Raw genomic sequence first — 19,798 nt, forward strand, 5'->3', positions numbered from 1 at the left:
GCTCGAACAGTTCCCGGAGCACAGAACTTATACGGAAAGTATCTCCTTGACTACAGAGAATGATGAAGTTGGGGCATCACGCAGGGCGCCTGGCGGGTGGTGACCAGCCGGATGCATGTGTTCGCGCACGTCACCGGGGGTCCCGGTTGAAAGATCGTCCTGGTGGAAGGTGGGATCGGCGAGGTGCATCCGATCGTCGATCGTTGTGGCTCGTGTCCATCACAACCGACCCCGGCGACGAGGTGCCTCGCGTGGCCGCCGCTCCCGTCACCTCGCCCGGCCTGCCGCAGGCCGGTCATTCCTCCCGCGCCCTGCCGGTCGACGAGGCCGTACGGACCGGCCCGGAGATCCTCATCTGGCGGCGCGCCTTCCCCGGCGCGCTCGACCAGGCCGCGGAGGCCAGGCGCCTCACCCGCTTCCTGCTCGGCGGCACGCCGTTCGCCGATGACGCCGAACTGGTCGTCGGCGAACTGGCGGGTAACGCCGTCCGCCACACCCGCAGCGGATCCCCGGGCGGTCACTTCACCGTGGAGATCATCCTCACCTCGCCCCGTCGTGAACCGCTCGGCGGCCCCGCGGCGGCCGCGAGCGTCCTGGTCACCGTCTACGACCTCGGCGGGGCCGGTGTCCCGCGGTTCGGCGGCCACGGCCAGGCGGACGTCCCGTGCGCGGAAGGCGGGCGTGGGCTGGCCATCGTGACCGCCCTGGCGGAACGGACCGGTTTCCAGGGCGCCCCGGCGACTGGGCACAGAGTGTGGGCCTACCTCGCACGCAGGCCGTGATCGGCGTTGCCCGTACGGGACGGCGGGGTGGACCGGGGGAGGCGGGGCCGGGCGGTGAGCGGTCAGGTGAGCCGTCCGTGCGGCGGGTGGGCGGGCCGGCGATTATCGGCGGGTGCTGGGGCCGGGACGGTCGGGTAGGCTCCGGCGGCGTGGAACCGCTCCTGGCCGTGCCCGTGCTGCTGGTCCTCGTCGGAGTCCCGGCCGTGGTGCTGTGGCGCGTGCTGCGCGGCCGGCGCGAGCTCGGCACCAGCCCGGCCGAGCGCGCCACCTTCGAGACCCTGCACACCGCCTCCCTGGCCGCGCCGCCGCTGCGCGCGGGCCTGACGGCCGCGGGGGCGCTGAAGGCCTCGCGCTACCTGCGCGAGCTGCTCGGCTCGCCCGCCATCGCGATCACCAACGGCGAGGAGCTGCTGGTCTACGACGGCGCGGGCGACCACCACGCCAAGAACGCCTTCGCCGACGCCGCCGAGACCCTGCGCGACGGCCGCATCCAGGTGCTCGGCCCCGACGCGGTCTCCTGCGACCTGCCCGAGTGCCCGGTGAGGTACGCCGTGGTGGTGCCGCTGACCACCGACGACCGGGTGGTGGGCTCACTGGCGGCCTACGGCGACCACGCCTCGGCGGGCCTGGTCCGCGCCACGCAGGAGGTCGCCACCTGGGTGGACTCCCAGCTGGAGCTGGCCGAGCTCGACCGGTCGCGCACCCTGCTCATGGAGGCCGAGGTGCGGGCCCTGCGGGCGCAGATCTCCCCGCACTTCATCTACAACTCGCTGACGACGATCGCCTCGTTCGTGCGCACCGACCCCGAGCGCGCCCGTGAACTGCTGCTGGACTTCGCCGACTTCACCCGCTACTCCTTCCGGCGGCACGGGGAGTTCACCACGCTCGCCGAGGAGCTGCGCTCGATCGACCGCTACCTCACGCTGGAGCGCGCCCGCTTCGGCGACCAGCTCAGGGTGACGCTGCGTATCGCCCCGGAGGTGCTGCCTGTGGCGGTGCCGTTCCTCTGTCTTCAGCCCCTGGTGGAGAACGCCGTGCGTCATGGGCTGGAGAGCAAGGACGGGGTCGGCCGCATCACGATCCTCGCCGAGGACGCCGGCGCCGAGTGCCTGATCAGCGTGGAGGACGACGGCATCGGCATGGACCCCGAGCGGCTGCGGCGCATCCTGTCCGGCGACCCCGACGAGCGCTCGGGCGCGGGCGGGGTCGGCCTCGCCAACGTGGACGAGCGGCTCCGCCAGGTCTACGGCGACGAGTACGGCCTGGTGGTCGAGACGGCACAGGGCGCTGGCGCCAAGATCAGCGTCCGCCTCCCCAAGTACAAGAAGGGCGTCTCGGTCTAGCGGGTCTGATCACCCCGTCTTCCGGCCGGCAACGGGCGTGGCCCCATGACGCCTGTGAGCGAAGGCCTCGCCGTACCCGACCGCACCGGGCACAGGATGTCGGGTCCGGCGGGTCACGTCCTACCTAGCGTGGTGAACGGAAAGGGAAGGAGGGCTGGGAGTGCTGGAACGGCTGAGCCAGGCCATGGAGTACATCGAGCGGCACCTCGATCAGCAGATCGAGGTGGCCGAGCTCGCGCGGATCGCCGTCACGTCGGAGTACCACTTCAGGCGGCTGTTCTCCGCGCTGGCGGGCATCCCGCTGTCCGAGTACGTCCGTCGCAGGCGGCTCACCGTCGCGGGCGCTCAGGTGCTCGCGGGGGAGGAGACGCTGCTCGATGTCGCGGTGTGTTACGGCTACAGCTCGGGCGAGGCGTTCGCGCGCGCGTTCCGCGCCGTGCACGGCATCGGCCCCGGCGAGGCCAGGCGGACCGGTGCGGCTCTGTACTCCCAGCCACGGATGTCCTTCCGTCTCATCATCGAAGGGAGCGGCAGCATGCGGTATCGGGTCGTGGAGAAGGAGGAGTTCCGTGTGGTGGGCAAGAAGGCGCGCGTCCCGCTCGTCCACGAGGGGATGAACCCCGCGATGGTCGAGTTCATCCGGAGCATCGACCAGGAGACCGTGCGGCGTATCGCGGGACTGTCCGACCAGGAGCCGCAGGGGATCGTCAGCGTGGCCGACCAGGTCGGCGACGGCCGTGAGGAGGGCACCGAGCTCGACTACTACCACGCCGTCGTGACCGGCGCCGACGTGCCCGAGGACATGGACGCCCTCGACGTCCGGCGGGTACATGGGCGGTGTTCGAGAGCTCGGGCGCGTTCCCGCAGGCGCTCCAGTACCTGTGGCGGGACGTGTTCACGCAGTGGTTCCCGTCCAACCCGTACCGGAGCAGGCCGGGTCCCGAGATCTCACGCACCCTGCTGTCGCAGGACGGGACCCAGGCGGACGCCGAGCTGTGGATCCCCGTGGAGCGGACCACGGACTGAGGGATGACAGCGCGCCGGCGGCCCGGGCCCCAGTCCGGTCCCGGACCACCGGCGCCTCCTCCGTCTGCCCGGCCCTCCAGGGTGCTCCCTGACCACACCACGTCGCGGGCTTCCGGACCGACTCCAGGTTCGACGCCCATCGACTCCGGCCGCCTGAATCTGACAGCGAACCAGACGACCCGGCCGGCGCCGTCCCTATAGATGCCCCACCGCTCGGAGAGGGCGGCACGGTGCTCGGCCTCCTCGATCTCGCGCAGGCGACGCGCCTCGTCGCCGAGACGCTCCTGCTCGATGCGGAACCTAATGAGGGAGCACGGCTGTAGCCGGCACGTCATCACCAACGCCATGCCGGCTCTGAAGGAGGAGGGCCTGATCTGACGCGTGGCCAACAAGGGCATGATCGTCCTCGGGCCAGCCGTCATTGTCGAGATCCCCATGGCCATCGGCTTCCGCGACGAGCCTGCCGCATGGGCAGTCGCGTGCCGCCGGGCAGGAAGCACAGCACCTCACAACCATCATCGGCCGCGTCAGGCCCGCGACCGATGAGGTCGCCCACGCCCTACGTCTCCCGGCCAAGGCCAAAGTGATGATCAACGAAATACAGGGGACGTCGGCCGCGGGAGTCCTCTGCTCGACATCACCCGCATCACCTACGACCACGCCGGCCAGCCTGTGCAACTACTGCGCCGCCTCCTCAACCCGCAGCGGGTCCACGTCGCAGACCGACGCGTGCCGCTTACCTCGCCCTGAACTACGCCCCTTCTCTGGACCATCGCGAATGCTTCCACCGGTCCGAGGCCGTGCCTATGCTGCTGAAGGTGACTTCAACAGAGCATGAGATCACCTTCCGGACTCTCGACGGCCAGCAGCTCGCCGGAACGCTCGTCGCACCAGATGGACCGCCAGAGCACGCCGTCGTCCTGGTCCACGGCGGCGGGGTGACGCGTCACGAAAGCGGCTTCTTCACCCGGATGGCCCACGGACTGGGCGACCACGGCTTGGCATCCCTCCGCTTCGACCTGCGCGGCCACGGCGAGAGCGAAGGCAGACAAGAAGAACTGACCCTCTCGATCATCCTCAACGACATCCGCGCCGCGCTGCAGCAGCTCCGCGAGACGACCAAGGCCGCCAGACTCAGCCTGCTCGGCACGAGCTTCGGCGGTGGCATCTGCGGCTACTACGCCGCTCACCGGCCTGACGAAGTGTCCCGGTTGGTACTGCTCAACCCTCAGCTCAACTACAAGAAGCGCACCATCGACAGCCGCCCCTACTGGCACGACGACTACCTAGACGAAGACGTTGCCCGCGAGCTCACCGAGCAGGGGTCCATCACCTTTACCCCCACCCTGCGCCACGGCCGACCACTCCTCAACGAGGTCTTCTGGCTGCAGCCGCACACCATCCTCGGTTCCATCAAGGCCCCGACCCTGATCGTGCACGGCACCAAGGACACCCTCGTGCCGATCGAGTCCTCCCGAGCGGCCGTGCCCCAGTTCACCGCCCCGTGCGACCTGGTCGAGGTCGAAGGCTCACAGCACACCTTCGCCGTCCACGACGATCTGCAATATCACAACCCCCAGAGCCAGGCATGGCAGGCTGCGGTGATCCGGACGGTCGCCGAATGGCTGCGGAACGGACGCCTACGCGACAGGACGATCAGCTAAGAAGTCCTGCAGGGCGCGTACCTGCGGCCGACGCTGCCAGCGGCCCATCGACTCCACCACGTCGCCCAAGACTGTGATCGTCCGCCGCGAACGAGTGGCCCGCGCAACGCGCGCCGCTGCGAGCCCCAGAGTGGCCGCCTGATCGGGTTCGCCGATCAGGGCCAGCGCGGCCGCGTGACGGGCCTGGAAGTAGCCGACGTCGCGATATGACAGGCTGCCGCCAGCGATGATCAACTCAAGGATCTCGGCCGCCTTGGCGGGCTTGCCCGCCTCGGTGAAGCACGCGCTGCTGCGCAGCAACAGCATGTGCTCCGTGAAGGAACTGCCGAGTGTCCCCGGCTCCTCCTTCGGCACGCCGGGCAGCAGTCCGCGCGCTTCGTCGAGCTTCACCTCGACCTCGCGCACCGGCTCCCCCATCATGGCCAGGCCTAACGCCTGCTGTTGCAGTACTTCTGCCCGCACCCCAGTTGGGAGCCGCGTGCTGCTGTGCTGCGCCGCTTCCGCCAGCGTCAGCACCTTCAAGGCGTCCTGCCGGTCATAAGCGAGCTGGGACTTGCGCAGCAGCACATACCCCTGCATGGGGCCGTCGTCAGCTTCTTGCGCCCACTCGACCGCCCGGTCGTACCAGTACGTTGCCGTGGGCAAATCCCTTAGATCGCGGTACAGCCAGCCGATGAACTCCGCGGCCTCCGCTCCCAGGGCCAGAAGTTGCCGCCGAATCTGAGGGTGAACTTCGCGGACGGAGTGCTGCATGGCCGCGATCACGGCCTGCACTCTGGGCAGAGCCGCTGATGGTCCGAGAGTGCCATCCTCCGCCTTGCTTGCGTCGAGCTGGAGGCGTAGTTCCTTCACCACGGCCCCGCCCACGTAGCGGCGAGGGTCCGTCATGACCCCCTCGACAGGTGGTAGCGTCTCCATGCTTGCCGCTGGCCAGACAACGGCGCGTTGTCTGCGGTCAGCCAGGGCCACGAGTTGACCGTTTGCCCTGAGAGCCTTGTCGAGTGCCGTGGCGACCGCCATGGTCGGTAACCGTCGTCCGTTTTCAAGATCGGCGATGTAGCTCTTGCTGCAGTGGGCCACACGAGCCAGCTCGCGGAGTGACATTTCGGCACGTAAACGTCGAAGCGCCTCACCGAACGTTTCAATGCCCACGCGGTGCTCCTTACCGTGTCCGCACGGTGGTGTCCGCAAACTCGCGGACACCCTGCGGACAGCCCACGCCTAGACCCTGACTAGCGGTGCTGACAACGCTATCCCTAAGGGCTGCTTCTACCAGCGCCCTCACCACAAAGGCGGCCCGGCCCACGGCGCGACGAACACCGGGGGGAATTCCGGCGCCTTGATCAGGAATCGAGGTCCTGACCCATGCAGAAGCGTAGAGCCATCCGAGCCCAGCGGAGTCACGAAGGGCGAGTCTCATGAGCACCGCCAGGCGGCGGCCGAGGCCATCCCCGCACACCCTCCCAAGATCGTCCACGTACCGCCCAGTTTCCTGCTGGAAGTGCTCGGGTGAACAAACGAGCGCGGAGAGCCTGCCATCGCGTTGGCCCGGCCCTCAGCGGTTGCGCCCCGGAGTCCGGACGGGGCGAGGAAGGGCCGTGGTCCTGGTGCTGCTGGTGTTCGGCGGCGCGAGGACCCCCCGCGAGACATGCCGCACTGCGTGGGGGTACGTGGCTGTCCCGGCGTGTCCAGTGGACAGCGATGACCGGCCATGGCCAGCGTGAACCCGCGCTACACCGCCCCTCCGTGAAACCCGACCAGTAGACAAACAACGAGGAGATCATCTGTGAACGGCAAGGCCACCGACGAGACGCGGGCCGCTGAATTGAGGGGCAAGCTCGCGGGCGAGCTCAGGGACGCCGGGTTCATCACCTCGGCCTCGGTCGAAGCGGCGTTCCGCGCAGTGCCGCGGCACGCCTTCGTCCCTGCCGACACTCCGCTGGAAGTGACCTACCAGCTCGACAGCGCGGTGGTGACCAAGCGGGACGAGCACGGCGTGGCCGTCTCCTCCGTCAGCGCGGCATACATCCAGACCGCGATGCTGGAACAGGCCGAACTGAAGTCGGGTATGACGGTGCTGGAGATCGGTTCAGGGGGCGTAAACGCGGCGATGATCGCCGAGATCGTCGGGCCGAAAGGCCGCGTCGTCTCCGTGGACATCGACCCGGAGGTGACCGACCGCGCCGCGACGCTCCTAGAAGCTGCCGGGTACGGCGACCGCGTCACAGTGCTCACGATCGACGCCGAGGACGAGATTCCCGGGTTCGAGAAGTTCAACGCGATCATCGTGACGGTCGGCGCGTGGGACCTGGCTCCGGCCTGGCTGCGCCAGTTGGCCGAGGACGGCACGCTGGTGGTGCCGTTGCGGATGAACGGCATCAGCCGCTCCATCGCGTTCCGCCGCGTCAACAACCACTTGGCCAGTACATCCGCCGTGGTCTGCGGATTCGTCCCGATGCAGGGCACCGGGGAGCACATCGATCAGGAACTTCGGTTGCCGGACCCGAACGGCCACATGGTCACGCTGCGATTCGACGACAGGGCACCCAACAACCCGAGCCTGCTGGACGGTGTCCTGGCCACCGAACGCAGCGAAGTATGGTCCGGGGTCACCATCAAGAACGGCGTGTCATTCGCCGACCTGCACCTGTGGTTCGCCAGCTTCCTGCCGGGTTTCTGCAGACTCGCCGCGCAGGAAGGAACCGAGCTGGCGCAGGAGCGCAAGACGTGGTTCCCGTTCGCCGGCGTACACGGCGACTCCTTCGCCTACCTGTCGGTGCGGCCCGCGCTGGAGGGCACGGGTGTGGAATTCGGGGCACGCGCGTACGGGCCGCACGGCCAGGAGGCCGCGGCCGCAATGATCAAGCAGATTCAGGCGTGGGACGAGCGGGCCCGGAACCGGGCAGAGCCGATGTTCGCCTACTGGCCGACCGGCAGCAACGCCCCCACCCGCCTGCCGGACGGTACGGCGACCTTCAACAAGACCCACGGTCTTGTCACGATCTCCTGGCCCACCGGCTGACCAGCCGCTCAGCCAGGATGCCTTACCCCCAACCCAATGTGAGGAGTGTGATCCGATGACCCCATCGCTGACCCTCGACGCCACCGACATCCAGAACCTGGCGGGCGGCGTGGCCGACGAGGAGTTCGAGCTGGACATGCGCGTTGTGGAGGCGACCACACCGCTGGTGACCATGATGTGCGCCACCGACGACGGATGCGGCACCACATGCAGCACCAGCGCGTGTAGCACCAGTTCCAACGACCCGTCCTGAATCACTCTCTGCCGCCGACGTCCAGCGACAACTTGGGCGTCGGCGGTGCGGTTCCCGATCGACCAAGGAGAGGGGATCATGGTAAGCGTTCCCCCGCGCTACCAGCACACCGGCCTTGTGGTGGTGCGAGCGAGCACCGACCAGGGCGACCTCGAACTACCCGAACATCTTGATCTGGATCTGGGCGATCCCGCCGCCTTCCTACCGGAAGGCCGAGCCTGGCTGGCGAAGACATGGGCACGCGGCGACGTCCGCGAGGCCCTCCTGATCGCCAGTCCTGCGCTGGCCACTCGCATCAACGCCCTGATCGACTCTGCCACAGCCTCGGCCAACGACGTGCGCCGCGCCATCCTGTCTACCGCCACCTACCTGCTGCGCTGGCAGCGCCGCCCGACTCCGTTTGGGCTGTTCGCCGGAGTTGCCACAGCCGACATCGGGCCCGCACATGCCGAGATCGGCACCCGGCACCAGGCGTTCGCGCGAGTGGACGGAGACTGGATCACCCGCCTTGTAGACCAGATCGAGCGGCATCAACGCCTGCGCCCGCACCTGACGGTGATTGCCAACAGCCTCGGCGTCGTCCGCAACGGCCGCTTCATCGTGGCCACCCGGGCACAAGGCGACACCCGCGACTCCGGGCATGAGGTGTCGGTACGTCTGACCCGGCCCATGCGACTCGTGCTGACGTTGGCCACGGCACCGATCCGGTTCGACCAGCTCACCGCTCAACTGGCCGGGTGCTTCCCGGAAACTCCTGCGGAGAAGATCCTCGCGCTGCTACACACGCTGGTGGACCAGCACATCCTGATCACGAACCTGCGTCCGCCGATGACGGCCGCTGACCCGCTGTCTCATCTGCTCGATGTCCTGCACGACGCTGGCGGTGAGGACCTGGCCGAGGTCTCGGCGCTGCTGCGCGACCTCGAACACCTCCGCGACCTGCTGGCCCGCCACAACGCTGTCGCCGACCCCGAACAGGCCGCCGCGATCCGCGCCACGACCAGCACGCACATGGCGACGCTCGCCTCCGGTTCTCGACCGGCCACGGGTCTGGCCATCGACGTAGCCCTCGACGCGTGGATCACCATCCCGGAACCGGTACTGCAAGAGGCCGCACGCGCCGCCACCGTCCTGCTGCGGCTGTCCACCGAGCCGTTCGGCCGCACCGCCTGGATGGACTACCACGCCCGCTTCCTGGCTCGCTATGGCCCCGGCGCCCTCGTTCCGGTGAAAGAGCTGGTGGCCGACTCCGGGCTTGGCTTCCCCGCCGGCTACCTCGGTGCCCCCCGCGCCCGGCCCACCTGGCGCACGCTCACCGAGCGAGATGCCCACCTGCTGGCCCTCATTCAGAAAGCCACCATGACCGGAGCCGAGATCACCCTTACCGACGCAGACATCACGGCCCTGACGGTAGGTGACCACGACACCGTCTTGACGCCACAGCGTGTGGAGATCGGTGTCGCCCTGCATGCCACATCCACCGAGGCGATCAACCGCGGCAAGTTCGGGCTGCGCGTCGTTGCCGCGCCTCGGGCCTGCACCAGCATGGCCGGACGATTCACCCACCTGCTGAATGAGGACCAGCAGACGCGGCTGGCCGCGTCCCACAGGCACCACGACGGTGCCATCGCGGCGCAGTTGTCCTTCCCACCCCGCCGCCCCCACAACGAGAACGTCACGCGCGTCCCACCGCTCGTCCCCGAGGTCGTGCATCTGGGCGAGCACCCCGGCAACAACGCAATCGACGTCGGAGACCTGGCGGTCACCGCTGATGCCGCTCACCTGCACCTGGTGCAGTCCTCCACTGGTCGGCTCGTCGTCCCTCGGCCCGGACACGCGTTGGACACCGTCGTGCAGACACCACCGTTGGCCCGCTTCCTCGCCGAGATCGCCGACGCCCGCAGCGCGGTCTACCGGCCGTTCAGCTACGGTGCCGCGCGCACCCTGCCGTACCTGCCGCGCATCCGCTACCAGCGCACCATCCTGGCCGCCGCCCGCTGGCTCCTCACCCCCGCCGACCTGCAACCCGGCGTCGGCCAGGACTGGGACGCCGCCCTGCAGGCGTGGCGACACCAGAGGCGAGCACCGGCGCGCGTCCTGCTGTGCCACGAGGACCTCCGGCTCCCGCTCGACCTCGATCAGCCACTGGACCGCGCCGTCCTTCGGACACGGCTGGGGCGAGCTGGGCGAGTTGAGCTGCAAGAGGACCACCCGCCGGAGGGGTTCGGCTGGATCGGGCGGCCAGCCGAACTGCTGATCCCGCTGACCGCGACCGACTCGCCTCCGCGCCACCTGCCGATCACCACAGCACCGGGTCTTGCTCTCCGACCGGGCGATGCCCCGGTGCTGTGCGCCCACCTGGTGGGCAACCCGGCGCGATTCGATGACATCCTCACCCGCCACCTGCCCGCCCTCGTCTCCGAGGTCGCCGACCTGGTCACCTGCTGGTGGGTGCGCCGACACCGAGACATGATCCGGCTCGACGCCGACCAGCACCTCGCCGTGTTCCTGCGCCTGACTGATTCCCGCCAGTACGGACCGGTAGCGGCGCGCCTAGCCGCGCTCGCCGCCCACCTGGAGGCGCGTGGACTGCCCGCGCACCTCACCTTGGCCACCTACCGCGAGCAGCCCGGCCGATATGGCGAAGGCGCGGCCCTTACGGCGGCCGAGCAGGTGTTCGCGGCCGACACCCGAGCGGCCATCACGCAGATCACGATGGCCACCAGCACCGGATTGTCCGGTCAGGCGCTGGCCGCCGCGTCCATGGCGCACCTGGCCGCCGCGTTCGCCCCCGACCGCCTCATCGGGTACCGGACGCTGGTTCGCCATCTGGAGCAGCAGACCGGGACGCTGGATCGGGCGCTGCGCAACCAGGCGCTCGACTGGAGTGATCCCACCGGGGACTACCAGGCCGTGCGCACTCTGCCGGACGGCGAAGCCGTCGCCGCCGCCTGGCAGGCGCGCGATGCGGTGCTGGCCGACTACCATCACGCCCTCGCCCAGCAGCGCACGCCCGCCACAGTTCTGCGGACCCTGCTGCATGACCACCACGTGCGAGCCCTCGGCGTCGATCCCGAGTTCGAGAAGGTGACGATCCGCCTCACCCGCGCGGCCGCAATGCGCCGTCTCGCCTTGGCAGGTGCTTAGTGAGCAGCAGGACGAGTGAAACGGTGCAGCTCACCCCGCACGACGTGGAGCGGCAATCACTGGCTAAGGGGTCTGCCGCGACCGCGCTCCTACACATCGAGCGGGCCTTGAGCGGCACTGGGGGCTGGGCAACCGCTCACGCCCACATCAAGCAGGTCGCGAACGGGCCGATCGACGGCGCACCGCACGCCGGCCTCTACTACGGGGCACCCGCCGTCGCGTTCGTCCTGCACGCCGCCAGCGCCAGCCGCGATGCCCGCTACCAGGCGGCGGCCCACGCCCTGGACAAGCACGTCGCGCGCCTGGCCCAGCGACGTCTGGCCACCGCGGCGGAGCGGATGGGACGACGCCTCCCTGCCTCGTTCGCCGAATTCGACCTCTTCCGAGGGCTGGCCGGGATCGGCGGGCTGCTGCTCCTACGAGCTCCCGGCAGCGACCTGCTGGCCGAGGTCCTCGACTATATGATCCGGTTGACCAAACCACGCCGCATCGACGGGCAAGAGCTGCCGGGCTGGTGGGTCGATCACGATCCCGACCCGCTGATCCCAACGCCTGGCGGGCACGTCAATCTTGGCCTCGCGCACGGCGCGGCCGGGCCGCTCGCTCTGCTGTCCCTGGCCGCGCTGCGCGGCTGCGAGGTTCCGGGCCAGATCGACGCCCTCCACGGGCTGTGCCACTGGTTCGACCGATGGCGGCAGTCCTCGGCGGAAGGGTTGTGGTGGCCTCAGTGGCTCACCCGCGACGAAATGCGAACCGGCCGCACCACCCAGCAGAGGCAAGGGTGGCCGTCCTGGTGCTACGGGACGGCCGGGATCGCGCGCGCACTGCAACTCGCCGCCCTGGCAACGCGCGACCCCATCCATCGTGGGATCGCCGAGAAGGCCATGGTTGAGTGCCTCACCGATCAGCAACTCAGCAAGATCACAGGGACGGGGCTGTGCCATGGCATGGCCGGGGTCTATCAGACCGCGTTCCGGGCCGCTGGCGACGCCGCCAATGCCGCAATCGGCCAACGACTCCCCGCGCTCGCCGCCGCGCTGGCCCAGCGTGCGGCTGACGGCCAGGACGATCCTGGAGGGCTGCCGGATGGAGCCGCCGGGGTTGGGCTGGCCCTGGAAACCGCGCGGCAGGCCACTCCTCCACGTTCGGGATGGGACGCATGCCTCCTCATCACTTGACGACCACGGCCCCGCACCAGCTCGCCGCTGGTGTCCTCGCCTTTCTTGCAGGGGTAGATCTCGACACGGTGGCCGCCGATACGGGTGTGGACCCGGGTGACCTCGATGAGGCCGCCATCGCCTTCCAGGCCGCGGGGCTCGCGGCGCTCGAACGCCGCGCTGAGACCGGCTGGTATCAGCTACGCGTCCAGTTTCCCGACTGGGACACCGCCGAGGAGATCAGCGCCCACCACCTCGGGCCCCGTCTGGAACAGCTTCAGGGGCGCGGGGCTGTCAACGGCTGGTGGTTCCTGCGTAAGCCTCCTGGCTGGCGGCTGCGTCTGCGGGAAGCCGACGTTCCCGCCGTTGACCAGGTGCTCGATGAGCTGACCGCAGCAGGGGCACTCACCCGCTGGTGGCCGACCATTTACGAGCCGGAAACCGCCGCATTCGGCGGACCAGACGGGATGCAGGCCGCGCACGATCTGTTCTGCGCCGACAGCCTCGGCGCGCTGGAGTTCGCCCGCCAGGACAGTCCCAGCCTCGGCCGCCGTGAACTGTCCATCGTGCTGATCAACGCCCTGCTCCAGGCGGCCGGCCTGGACTGGTTCGAGCGCGGCGACGTGTTCGCCCGCGCGACTCAGCTACGACCAGCACCTGCCCCCGCCGACACCGGCCGCCTCGAAGCGCTGACCACCAACGTGCGCACGCTGCTGTCCATCCCCGCCCAAGCCGACACCCAACCGTTCGAGCCCGGTGGGCCCGCCGCGTTCGCTGCGCCGTGGCTCACCGCCTGGCAGACCGCCGGCAACCAGCTCGGCCGCGCCGCTGCCGAAGGCCGTCTTGACCGCGGGTTACGGGCCCTCCTCACTCACGTCGTGATCTTCCACTGGAACCGGCTCGGCCTGTCGGCCACCACGCAAGGCATCCTCTCCCGCGCGGCCACGGCCGCCTTCCTTCCCGAGACTTGATCATGGACCTCATACTGCGTGCCGCCGTCCGCCGCTTCCCGCTCGTCGGCCGCGCCCGGCCCGCCTGCCCTTCGCTTCCGGAGCGTGTCAAGGAGATCGCCGACAGCGCCGCGCGCCCCGGCGCGGATCCGCTGCACGAGGGGGCGCACGCACTGAACAAGGCCGCGCTGCTGGCGAGCGACTGCGGCCTACCGGACTTGGCCCGTGAGCTGTGCTGGCAGCACATCAACATCTACCGTGAGGCCGATCACCCCCTCACCGTGCTCCAAGCGCGATACATGCTGGAACCCGCCCTCAACCTCGCCCGGCTTCAGATCCGCGCCGACGCCGGGCAGCACGCGCTACGACTGCTGGACAGCATGTACCAAGCGGCCAGGAACGGCACCGACTTGGTGATCGAGGGCCGCCGCCTGCCCCTGACCAACATCACCGCCACCCGGCAGGAACATCACAAGCTGCGCGAATGGGTCTGGCTGCAGTACCTCGCGGACGGCATCCGCGCCCTGGCGCTCGCTGACCGCTGGGACGAGGCGGTCACCCATGCTCGGGTCCACAACGGGGTCGGCGTGCACCTGATGGAGGGACGACAGGCCGAGATCATCGCCCATTGCCTGCGTGGTGAAGCTCGAGCAGCTCAGAGGGTGTTGGAGGAGTGCACGCTGACCGAGCCCTGGGAGCACTTGGTCGGCTCGTGCCTGAGCGTGATGTGCGCGGACCGGAGCAGCGCGTCGGCCGGCCGAAACGTTGCGGCGATGGTCGAGCAGTTCCTTGGAAGAGTGCCTCTGCCCGGCTTTGCGGTCTTCCGTGCCCGGCTCGGGCTGACCGTAGCCACGCTCGCGAGCAGCACGGCCTCCGGAGCGGCTGACCGCGTGCACGCCCGGGTGGCTGAGGAGGTGGTCGAGTCTGGCGATGGTTACGCCGCTCGCGATGTGCTCACAGGTGGCCATCCCTTGTCCGCGGCGCATCGGCAAGCGTTGACTGGCCTGGTGGCGTCTGCTGGCCTGGGAGCTGGTGAACTGCCGGAGCCGCTGCTGGACGCGCTGATCTGCTCAGCGAAGATCGCGACAGACGTCTTGACCGAAGCCATACGGCTCGCCCCCTCTTCTCCATGCTGAGAGCCTGCACGTAGCTCTGAAACACAAACTGGTCTGCTCCGCTGATGAGTGGCATGCGTTCATCGGCGGGCTCAAAGCTGGTCACATTGCTGCTTAGCGGGACATGGCCCGTTACCCGGGCGGGGGGTCGCGTGGTGTCTCCGGATAGTTATGGCCGCCGGTGACATGAGGCGTTGACTTCCTCTGTCGGATTCATCACTCTCTAGTTCACTCAGGAGTGCGATCGGCTGAATGGGAGTGACGTGACCGCGCTGCGCGTGCTGGCGGTGGACGACGAGCAGCCGGCGCTGGAGGACCTGGCGTACCTGCTGCGCGCCGATCCCCGCATCGGCGAGGTGGCCACGGCGCGCGACGGGGCCTCGGCGCTGAAGATCCTCGACCGTGCCATGGCCGACGGCCGCCCGATCGAGGCGGTGTTCCTCGACATCCGCATGCGCGGGCTGGACGGTGTCGTGCTCGGCCGTCTGCTCGCCCAGTTCACCCGTCCGCCCCGGGTCGTGTTCGTCACCGCCTACGAGGACCACGCGGTGGACGCCTTCGAGATCAAGGCCGAGGACTACCTGCTCAAACCGGTCAGGCCGGAACGGCTGGCCGAGGCGATCCGCCGGGTGTGCGCGGCCGTCCCGGCCGCCTCCCCCGACGCGGCCGCCGCCGTCCCCGGGCCTCCGCCGGAGGACGTCGCCCGCGCCGCCCCGGACTCCGACACCATCCCCGTCGAGCTGGCGGGCGTGACCCGGTTCGTGGCCAGCTCCGACGTCCGCTTCGTCGAGGCGCAGGGCGACTACGCCCGGCTGCACACGCCCACCGGCAGCCACCTGGTGCGCATCCCGCTGGCCGCCCTGGAGGAACGCTGGGCCGGGGCCGGGTTCGTCCGCGTCCACCGCAGCCACCTGGTCGCCGTCAAGCACATCGACGAGCTGCACATCGACTCGGGCCGCTGCACGGTGCGCATCGGCGAGACCGAGATCCCGGTGAGCCGCCGGCACACGCGCGAGCTGCGCGACCTGCTGGTGCGCCGCGCCCGCAGGGGCCGCGCCGAATGACGCCGCAGAAGGGGCCGCCCCGCCGCGAGGTCGTGACCAGCCCGCGCACCAGGGCCGCCCGCCGCCCCCGCTACCCGGCCACGATGGAGATCGACGAGCAGACCAGCCTCGGCGAGGTCTACATGCGCTCGCTGATCCGCACCCAGTTCCGGCTGGCGCTGTTCGTCTGCACGGTGCTCGCGTGCCTGGTCGGCGGCCTGCCGTTGCTGTTCATGCTGGTCCCCGGCCTGCGCGAGGCCCGTCTGCTCGGGCTGCCCCTGCCCTGGGTGGTGCTCGCCGGGCTGATCTACCCCGCGTTCGTGGCCGGAGCCTGGCTGTACGTGCGCAACGCCGAGCGCAACGAGCGCCACTTCGCCGACCTGGTCGAGCGCGAGTGAGCCCCCGGTCGACGGGGCCGGCACGGCGGGCGCGGTGAGCGCCGGGCTCGGCCTCACCGCGGTGCTGGTCGTGGTGGTGGCCGCGGTCCTCATCGGGGCGTTCGGGCTGCGGCTGTCGCGCACGACCTCCGACTTCTACGTGGCCTCGCGGACGGTCTCGCCGCTGTGGAACGCCTCGGCGATCGGCGGCGAGTACCTCTCGGCGGCGTCCTTCCTCGGCATCGCCGGGCTGATCCTCGCCTACGGGGCCGACATGCTGTGGCTGCCGGTGGGGTGGACCGGCGGCTACCTGGTGCTGCTCGTGCTGGTCTCGGCTCCGCTGCGCCGCTCCGGCGCGTACACGCTGCCGGACTTCGCCGAGGCCCGGCTGGAGTCGATGGCCGTGCGCCGCGTGGCGAGCGTGCTGGTCGTCCTCATCGGCTGGCTCTACCTGATGCCGCAGTTCCAGAGCGCGGGCCTGGTGTTCCGCGAGATCACCGGCGCGCCCGCGTGGGTGGGCGGCCTGCTGGTGGCGGTGGTCGTCGGGGTCAACGTGCTGTCCGGCGGCATGCGGTCCATCACGTTCGTCCAGGCGTTCCAGTACTGGCTCAAGCTGACCGCGCTCGCGCTGCCGGTCGCGTTCCTGCTGCTCGCCTGGCACAGCGCGGGACGGCCGGCTCCGCACCGCGATGCCCCGCCCGTGTTCGCCGACGCGGTGACGGTCGCGGTGAGCGCCGATGTGACCGTGCGCGTCCAGCGGCCGGTGACGGTCACCGCGACCGGCCGGGTGGACGGCCGCGCCGTCCAGGGGGAGCCGATCGCCCTGAGCCCCGGCCCGCACCGCATCGCCCACGACACGACGGTCACCTTCCCCGCCGGCACGCCCGTGCCGCACGTGGAGGATTTGCCGGTGCTCAGCGACCACGAGTGGGCGCTGCCGCTGCACGGCCGCGAGCATCCGATCTACACGACGTACTCGCTGATCCTCGCAACCTTCCTCGGCACCATGGGCCTGCCGCACGTGCTCGTCCGCTTCTACACCAACCCCGACGGGCGGGCCGCCCGCAGGACGACGCTCGTCGTGCTCAGCCTGCTCGGCGCCTTCTACCTGCTTCCGGCCGTCTACGGCTTCCTCGGCCGCCTCTACACGCCCGAGTTGCTGATGACCGGCCGCACCGACGCGGTGGTGCTCACCCTGCCCGGACGGCTGGTCGGCGGCGTCGCCGGCGACCTGCTGGGCGCGCTCGTCACCGCCGGGGCGTTCGCCGCGTTCCTGTCCACCTCGTCCGGGCTCGCGGTGTCGGTGGCGGGCGTCATCGGGCAGGACCTCCTGCGCGGGGGAGTGCCGTCCTTCCGCGCCGCCACGCTCATGGCGGTCAGCGTGCCGCTCGTGCTCGCCACCATGGCCCGGTCGCTGGCCGTCGCCGACGTCGTGGGCCTCGCCTTCGCGGTGGCCGCGTCCTCGTTCTGCCCGCTGCTCGTGCTCGGCATCTGGTGGCGCAGGCTGACCACCACCGGCGCGATGGCCGGGCTGCTCCTCGGCGGCGGGCTGGCCGGCGGCGCCGGGTTCGCCGTCATCACCGGGAGCCCCAGGACGGGCTGGGCGGGCGCGCTGCTGGCGCAGCCGGCGGCGTGGACGGTGCCGATCTCGTTCCTCGTGATGATCGCCGTCTCGCTGCTCACGCCCGGCCGGACCCCGCGCGGCGTCGCGCGGACGATGGTGCGGCTGCACGCGCCCGACACGCTGGACGTCAACCGCGGCGACTGGCGCCCCCGCTCGACCTGATCACCGGCGCCGGGGGACCGCTCGTCGCGTGGAACACGCCTTTCGTCGCAGGCATCCCTCCTGTGAGCGATGGGTCGGGGCGGCTTGGCGACAATGCCGCCCGGCGCCCTCCGCGACTCCTCACATCCTCCTACGGTGAGCGTGATCCAAGTCACCGTGTGCGGGAGGTCTCGTGACGACCAGACAAGATGAATCATCGGGGTTCGAACAGGTGCAGGCCGGCGCCGAGTTCCAGGAACTGCGCCGGCGCTACCGCAGCTGGGCCTTCCCGGTGAACGTCGCCTTCCTCGCGTGGTACCTGCTGTACGTGGTGCTGTCGGCGTGGGCGCGCGACTTCATGGGCACCAAGGTCATCGGCAGCGTCAACGTCGCGCTGATATTCGGGGTTCTGCAGTTCGTGTCGACGTTCCTGATCGCCTGGCTGTACGCGCGGCACGCGGGCGAGAAGCTCGATCCACTGGCCGACAAGCTTCGCGGCGAGATCGAGGGGGTGCGCGGTGAGTAACCACGCGCTGTCCATCACGCTCTTCCTGATCTTCGTCGCCGCCACCCTCGGCATCACCTTCTGGGCCAGCCGCCAGAACCGCAGCGCCAGCGACTTCTACGCGGGCGGCCGCTCGTTCACCGGCTTCCAGAACGGCATGGCCATCGGCGGCGACTACATGTCGGCGGCGTCGTTCCTCGGCATCGCGGGCATCATCGCCCTGTCCGGTATCGACGGCTTCCTGTACTCCATCGGGTTCCTGGTCGCCTGGCTGATCGCGCTGCTGCTGGTCGCCGAGCTGATGCGCAACTCGGGCAAGTACACGATGGCCGACGTGCTGGCCTTCCGGATGAGCCCGCGCCCGGTGCGCACGGCCGCCGGGGTCTCCACCATCGTCGTCAGCATCTTCTACCTGCTCGCCCAGATGGTCGGCGCGGGCGCCCTGGTGGGCCTGCTCTTCGGCATCACCTCCACCGCGGGCAAGGCCCTCACGATCGTCGTGGTCGGCCTGCTGATGATCGTCTACGTGGTGGTCGGCGGCATGAAGGGCACCACCTGGGTGCAGATCGTCAAGGCCGTGCTGCTGATGACCGGCGCCGCCCTGATCACCCTGCTGGTGCTCGGCCACTTCGGCTTCAACCTCTCCAACCTGCTCGGCACGGCCGCCCAGCAGAGCGGCAAGGGGGAGGCCTTCCTCAACTACGGTCAGAAGTACGGCGTCGAGGCCAAGGGCCTCGCGAGCAAGCTCGACCTGATCAGCCTGGGCCTCGCGCTGGTCCTCGGCACGGCCGGCCTGCCGCACATCCTCATCCGCTTCTACACCGTGCCCACCGCCAAGGACGCCCGCAAGTCCGTCCTGTGGGGCATCGGCATCATCGGCGTCTTCTACCTGTTCACGCTGGTCCTCGGCTTCGGCGCCGCGGCGCTGGTGGGCAGCAAGGCCATCGCCGAGCAGAACAAGGCGGGCAACACCGCGGCCCCGCAGCTCGCCCAGAAGGTGGGCGAGCTGATGTTCGGCGACGTCGGCGGGACGATCCTGCTCGCCGTCATCGCCGCGGTCGCCTTCGCGACGATCCTCGCCGTGGTGGCGGGCCTGACGCTGGCGTCCTCGTCCAGCTTCGCCCACGACCTGTACGCGCACGTCTTCCGGCGGGGCAACGCCACCGACCGGCAGGAGATCCTGGTGGCGCGGATCTCGGCCCTGGTCATCGGCGCGGTCTCCATCGGGCTGGGCATCCTCGCCCAGAGCCTGAACGTCGCGTTCCTGGTGGCGCTGGCCTTCGCGGTCGCCGCGTCCGGCAACCTGCCCGCGATCCTCTACAGCCTGTTCTGGAAGCGGTTCAACACCGCCGGAGCGGTCTCGGCGATCTACGGCGGCCTGCTGTCCGCCGTCATCCTGGTGATCTTCTCCCCGGTGGTGTCGGGGTCGGCGACGGCGATGTTCCCCGACGTCGACTTCCACTGGTTCCCGCTGGAGAACCCCGGACTGGTCTCGATCCCGATCGGCTTCCTGTCCGGCTACCTCGGGACGGTGCTGAGCAAGCGGTACGACCCGGCGAAGTACGCGGAGATGGAGGTCCGCTCGCTCACCGGGGCGGGCGCCGAGAAGGCCACCTCCCACTGACGCCCCGGGCGGGCCGCTCGGCCCG

General features: G+C 69.8%; 16 protein-coding genes. 15 read left to right on the forward strand and 1 reads right to left on the reverse strand.

Going from position 1 to position 19,798, the window contains the following annotated elements; genetic code table 11:
* The first annotated feature begins 212 nt into the window (after positions 1–212).
* The 4 genes from DQ384_RS20715 (at position 213) to DQ384_RS20730 (ending at position 4,815) form a co-directional block, all read left to right on the forward strand.
* Positions 213–782 carry an ATP-binding protein gene (locus DQ384_RS20715; RefSeq protein WP_220183037.1) on the forward strand — a complete coding sequence of 190 codons (570 nt, stop codon included), beginning with the start codon at positions 213–215 and terminating at the stop codon, positions 780–782.
* Positions 783–931: 149 nt separating this feature from the next.
* A complete protein-coding gene (locus DQ384_RS20720) occupies positions 932–2,125 on the forward strand; it encodes a sensor histidine kinase (protein WP_114030501.1) in 1,194 nt (397 codons plus the stop codon).
* Positions 2,126–2,285: 160 nt separating this feature from the next.
* A complete protein-coding gene (locus tag DQ384_RS44215) occupies positions 2,286–3,158 on the forward strand; it encodes a GyrI-like domain-containing protein (protein WP_425451476.1) in 873 nt (290 codons plus the stop codon).
* A 799-nt stretch (positions 3,159–3,957) separates the two neighbouring features.
* Entirely contained in the window at positions 3,958–4,815 is an 858-nt protein-coding gene (locus DQ384_RS20730; protein ID WP_114030502.1) for an alpha/beta hydrolase, read from the forward strand.
* On the opposite strand, the gene DQ384_RS20735 is transcribed toward DQ384_RS20730, so the two are convergent.
* The gene (locus tag DQ384_RS20735) at positions 4,792–5,967 is read right to left on the reverse strand and encodes a helix-turn-helix domain-containing protein (protein ID WP_147268847.1); all 1,176 of its coding nucleotides are present in this window, start codon (positions 5,965–5,967) and stop codon (positions 4,792–4,794) included. The two genes, DQ384_RS20730 and DQ384_RS20735, sit on opposite strands and share 24 nt — an antisense overlap.
* A gap of 634 nt (positions 5,968–6,601) precedes the next feature.
* On the opposite strand from DQ384_RS20735, the gene fxlM reads away from it, so the two are divergent.
* The 11 genes from fxlM to DQ384_RS20790 all read left to right on the forward strand — a co-directional run bounded on the left by fxlM (position 6,602) and on the right by DQ384_RS20790 (position 19,773).
* On the forward strand, positions 6,602–7,837 hold the full coding sequence (gene fxlM / locus DQ384_RS20740; protein WP_114030504.1) for a methyltransferase, FxLD system: 1,236 nt from the start codon (positions 6,602–6,604) through the stop codon (positions 7,835–7,837).
* A 55-nt stretch (positions 7,838–7,892) separates the two neighbouring features.
* The gene (locus tag DQ384_RS20745) at positions 7,893–8,090 is read left to right on the forward strand and encodes an FxLD family lanthipeptide (RefSeq protein WP_114030505.1); all 198 of its coding nucleotides are present in this window, start codon (positions 7,893–7,895) and stop codon (positions 8,088–8,090) included.
* A gap of 78 nt (positions 8,091–8,168) precedes the next feature.
* Positions 8,169–11,237, forward strand: a complete 3,069-nt coding sequence (locus DQ384_RS20750; protein ID WP_114030506.1) for a lantibiotic dehydratase — start codon at positions 8,169–8,171, stop codon at positions 11,235–11,237.
* Between the two features lie 23 nt (positions 11,238–11,260).
* Positions 11,261–12,415, forward strand: a complete 1,155-nt coding sequence (locus tag DQ384_RS20755; RefSeq protein WP_114030507.1) for a lanthionine synthetase C family protein — start codon at positions 11,261–11,263, stop codon at positions 12,413–12,415.
* Entirely contained in the window at positions 12,412–13,365 is a 954-nt protein-coding gene (locus DQ384_RS20760) for a thiopeptide-type bacteriocin biosynthesis protein (RefSeq protein ID WP_245966653.1), read from the forward strand. The genes DQ384_RS20755 and DQ384_RS20760 overlap by 4 nt, the downstream gene beginning before the upstream one ends.
* On the forward strand, positions 13,362–14,480 hold the full coding sequence (locus DQ384_RS20765; RefSeq protein WP_220183038.1) for a hypothetical protein: 1,119 nt from the start codon (positions 13,362–13,364) through the stop codon (positions 14,478–14,480). Before DQ384_RS20760 ends, DQ384_RS20765 begins: the two co-directional genes overlap by 4 nt.
* 242 nt (positions 14,481–14,722) lie before the next feature.
* On the forward strand, positions 14,723–15,523 hold the full coding sequence (locus DQ384_RS20770) for a LytR/AlgR family response regulator transcription factor (RefSeq protein WP_114030510.1): 801 nt from the start codon (positions 14,723–14,725) through the stop codon (positions 15,521–15,523).
* On the forward strand, positions 15,520–15,900 hold the full coding sequence (locus tag DQ384_RS20775) for a hypothetical protein (RefSeq protein ID WP_114030511.1): 381 nt from the start codon (positions 15,520–15,522) through the stop codon (positions 15,898–15,900). Before DQ384_RS20770 ends, DQ384_RS20775 begins: the two co-directional genes overlap by 4 nt.
* A gap of 34 nt (positions 15,901–15,934) precedes the next feature.
* Positions 15,935–17,665, forward strand: coding sequence for a sodium/solute symporter (locus tag DQ384_RS20780; protein WP_114030512.1), 1,731 nt, complete (start codon positions 15,935–15,937; stop codon positions 17,663–17,665).
* Between the two features lie 172 nt (positions 17,666–17,837).
* Entirely contained in the window at positions 17,838–18,170 is a 333-nt protein-coding gene (locus DQ384_RS20785) for a DUF485 domain-containing protein (RefSeq protein ID WP_114030513.1), read from the forward strand.
* On the forward strand, positions 18,163–19,773 hold the full coding sequence (locus tag DQ384_RS20790; protein ID WP_114030514.1) for a solute symporter family protein: 1,611 nt from the start codon (positions 18,163–18,165) through the stop codon (positions 19,771–19,773). Before DQ384_RS20785 ends, DQ384_RS20790 begins: the two co-directional genes overlap by 8 nt.
* The last annotated feature ends 25 nt before the right edge of the window (positions 19,774–19,798 follow it).

The organism is Sphaerisporangium album, from assembly GCF_003323745.1.
Taxonomy (GTDB): domain Bacteria; phylum Actinomycetota; class Actinomycetes; order Streptosporangiales; family Streptosporangiaceae; genus Sphaerisporangium; species Sphaerisporangium album.

Bases quoted from the DNA above. Each gene is read 5' to 3' on its own strand.
- DQ384_RS20730 (WP_114030502.1), top strand. From the start codon at position 3,958: ATGCTGCTGAAGGTGACTTCAACAGAGCATGAGATCACCTTCCGGACT.
- DQ384_RS20745 (WP_114030505.1), top strand. From the start codon at position 7,893: ATGACCCCATCGCTGACCCTCGACGCCACCGACATCCAGAACCTGGCG.
- DQ384_RS20750 (WP_114030506.1), top strand. From the start codon at position 8,169: ATGGTAAGCGTTCCCCCGCGCTACCAGCACACCGGCCTTGTGGTGGTG.
- DQ384_RS20775 (WP_114030511.1), top strand. From the start codon at position 15,520: ATGACGCCGCAGAAGGGGCCGCCCCGCCGCGAGGTCGTGACCAGCCCG.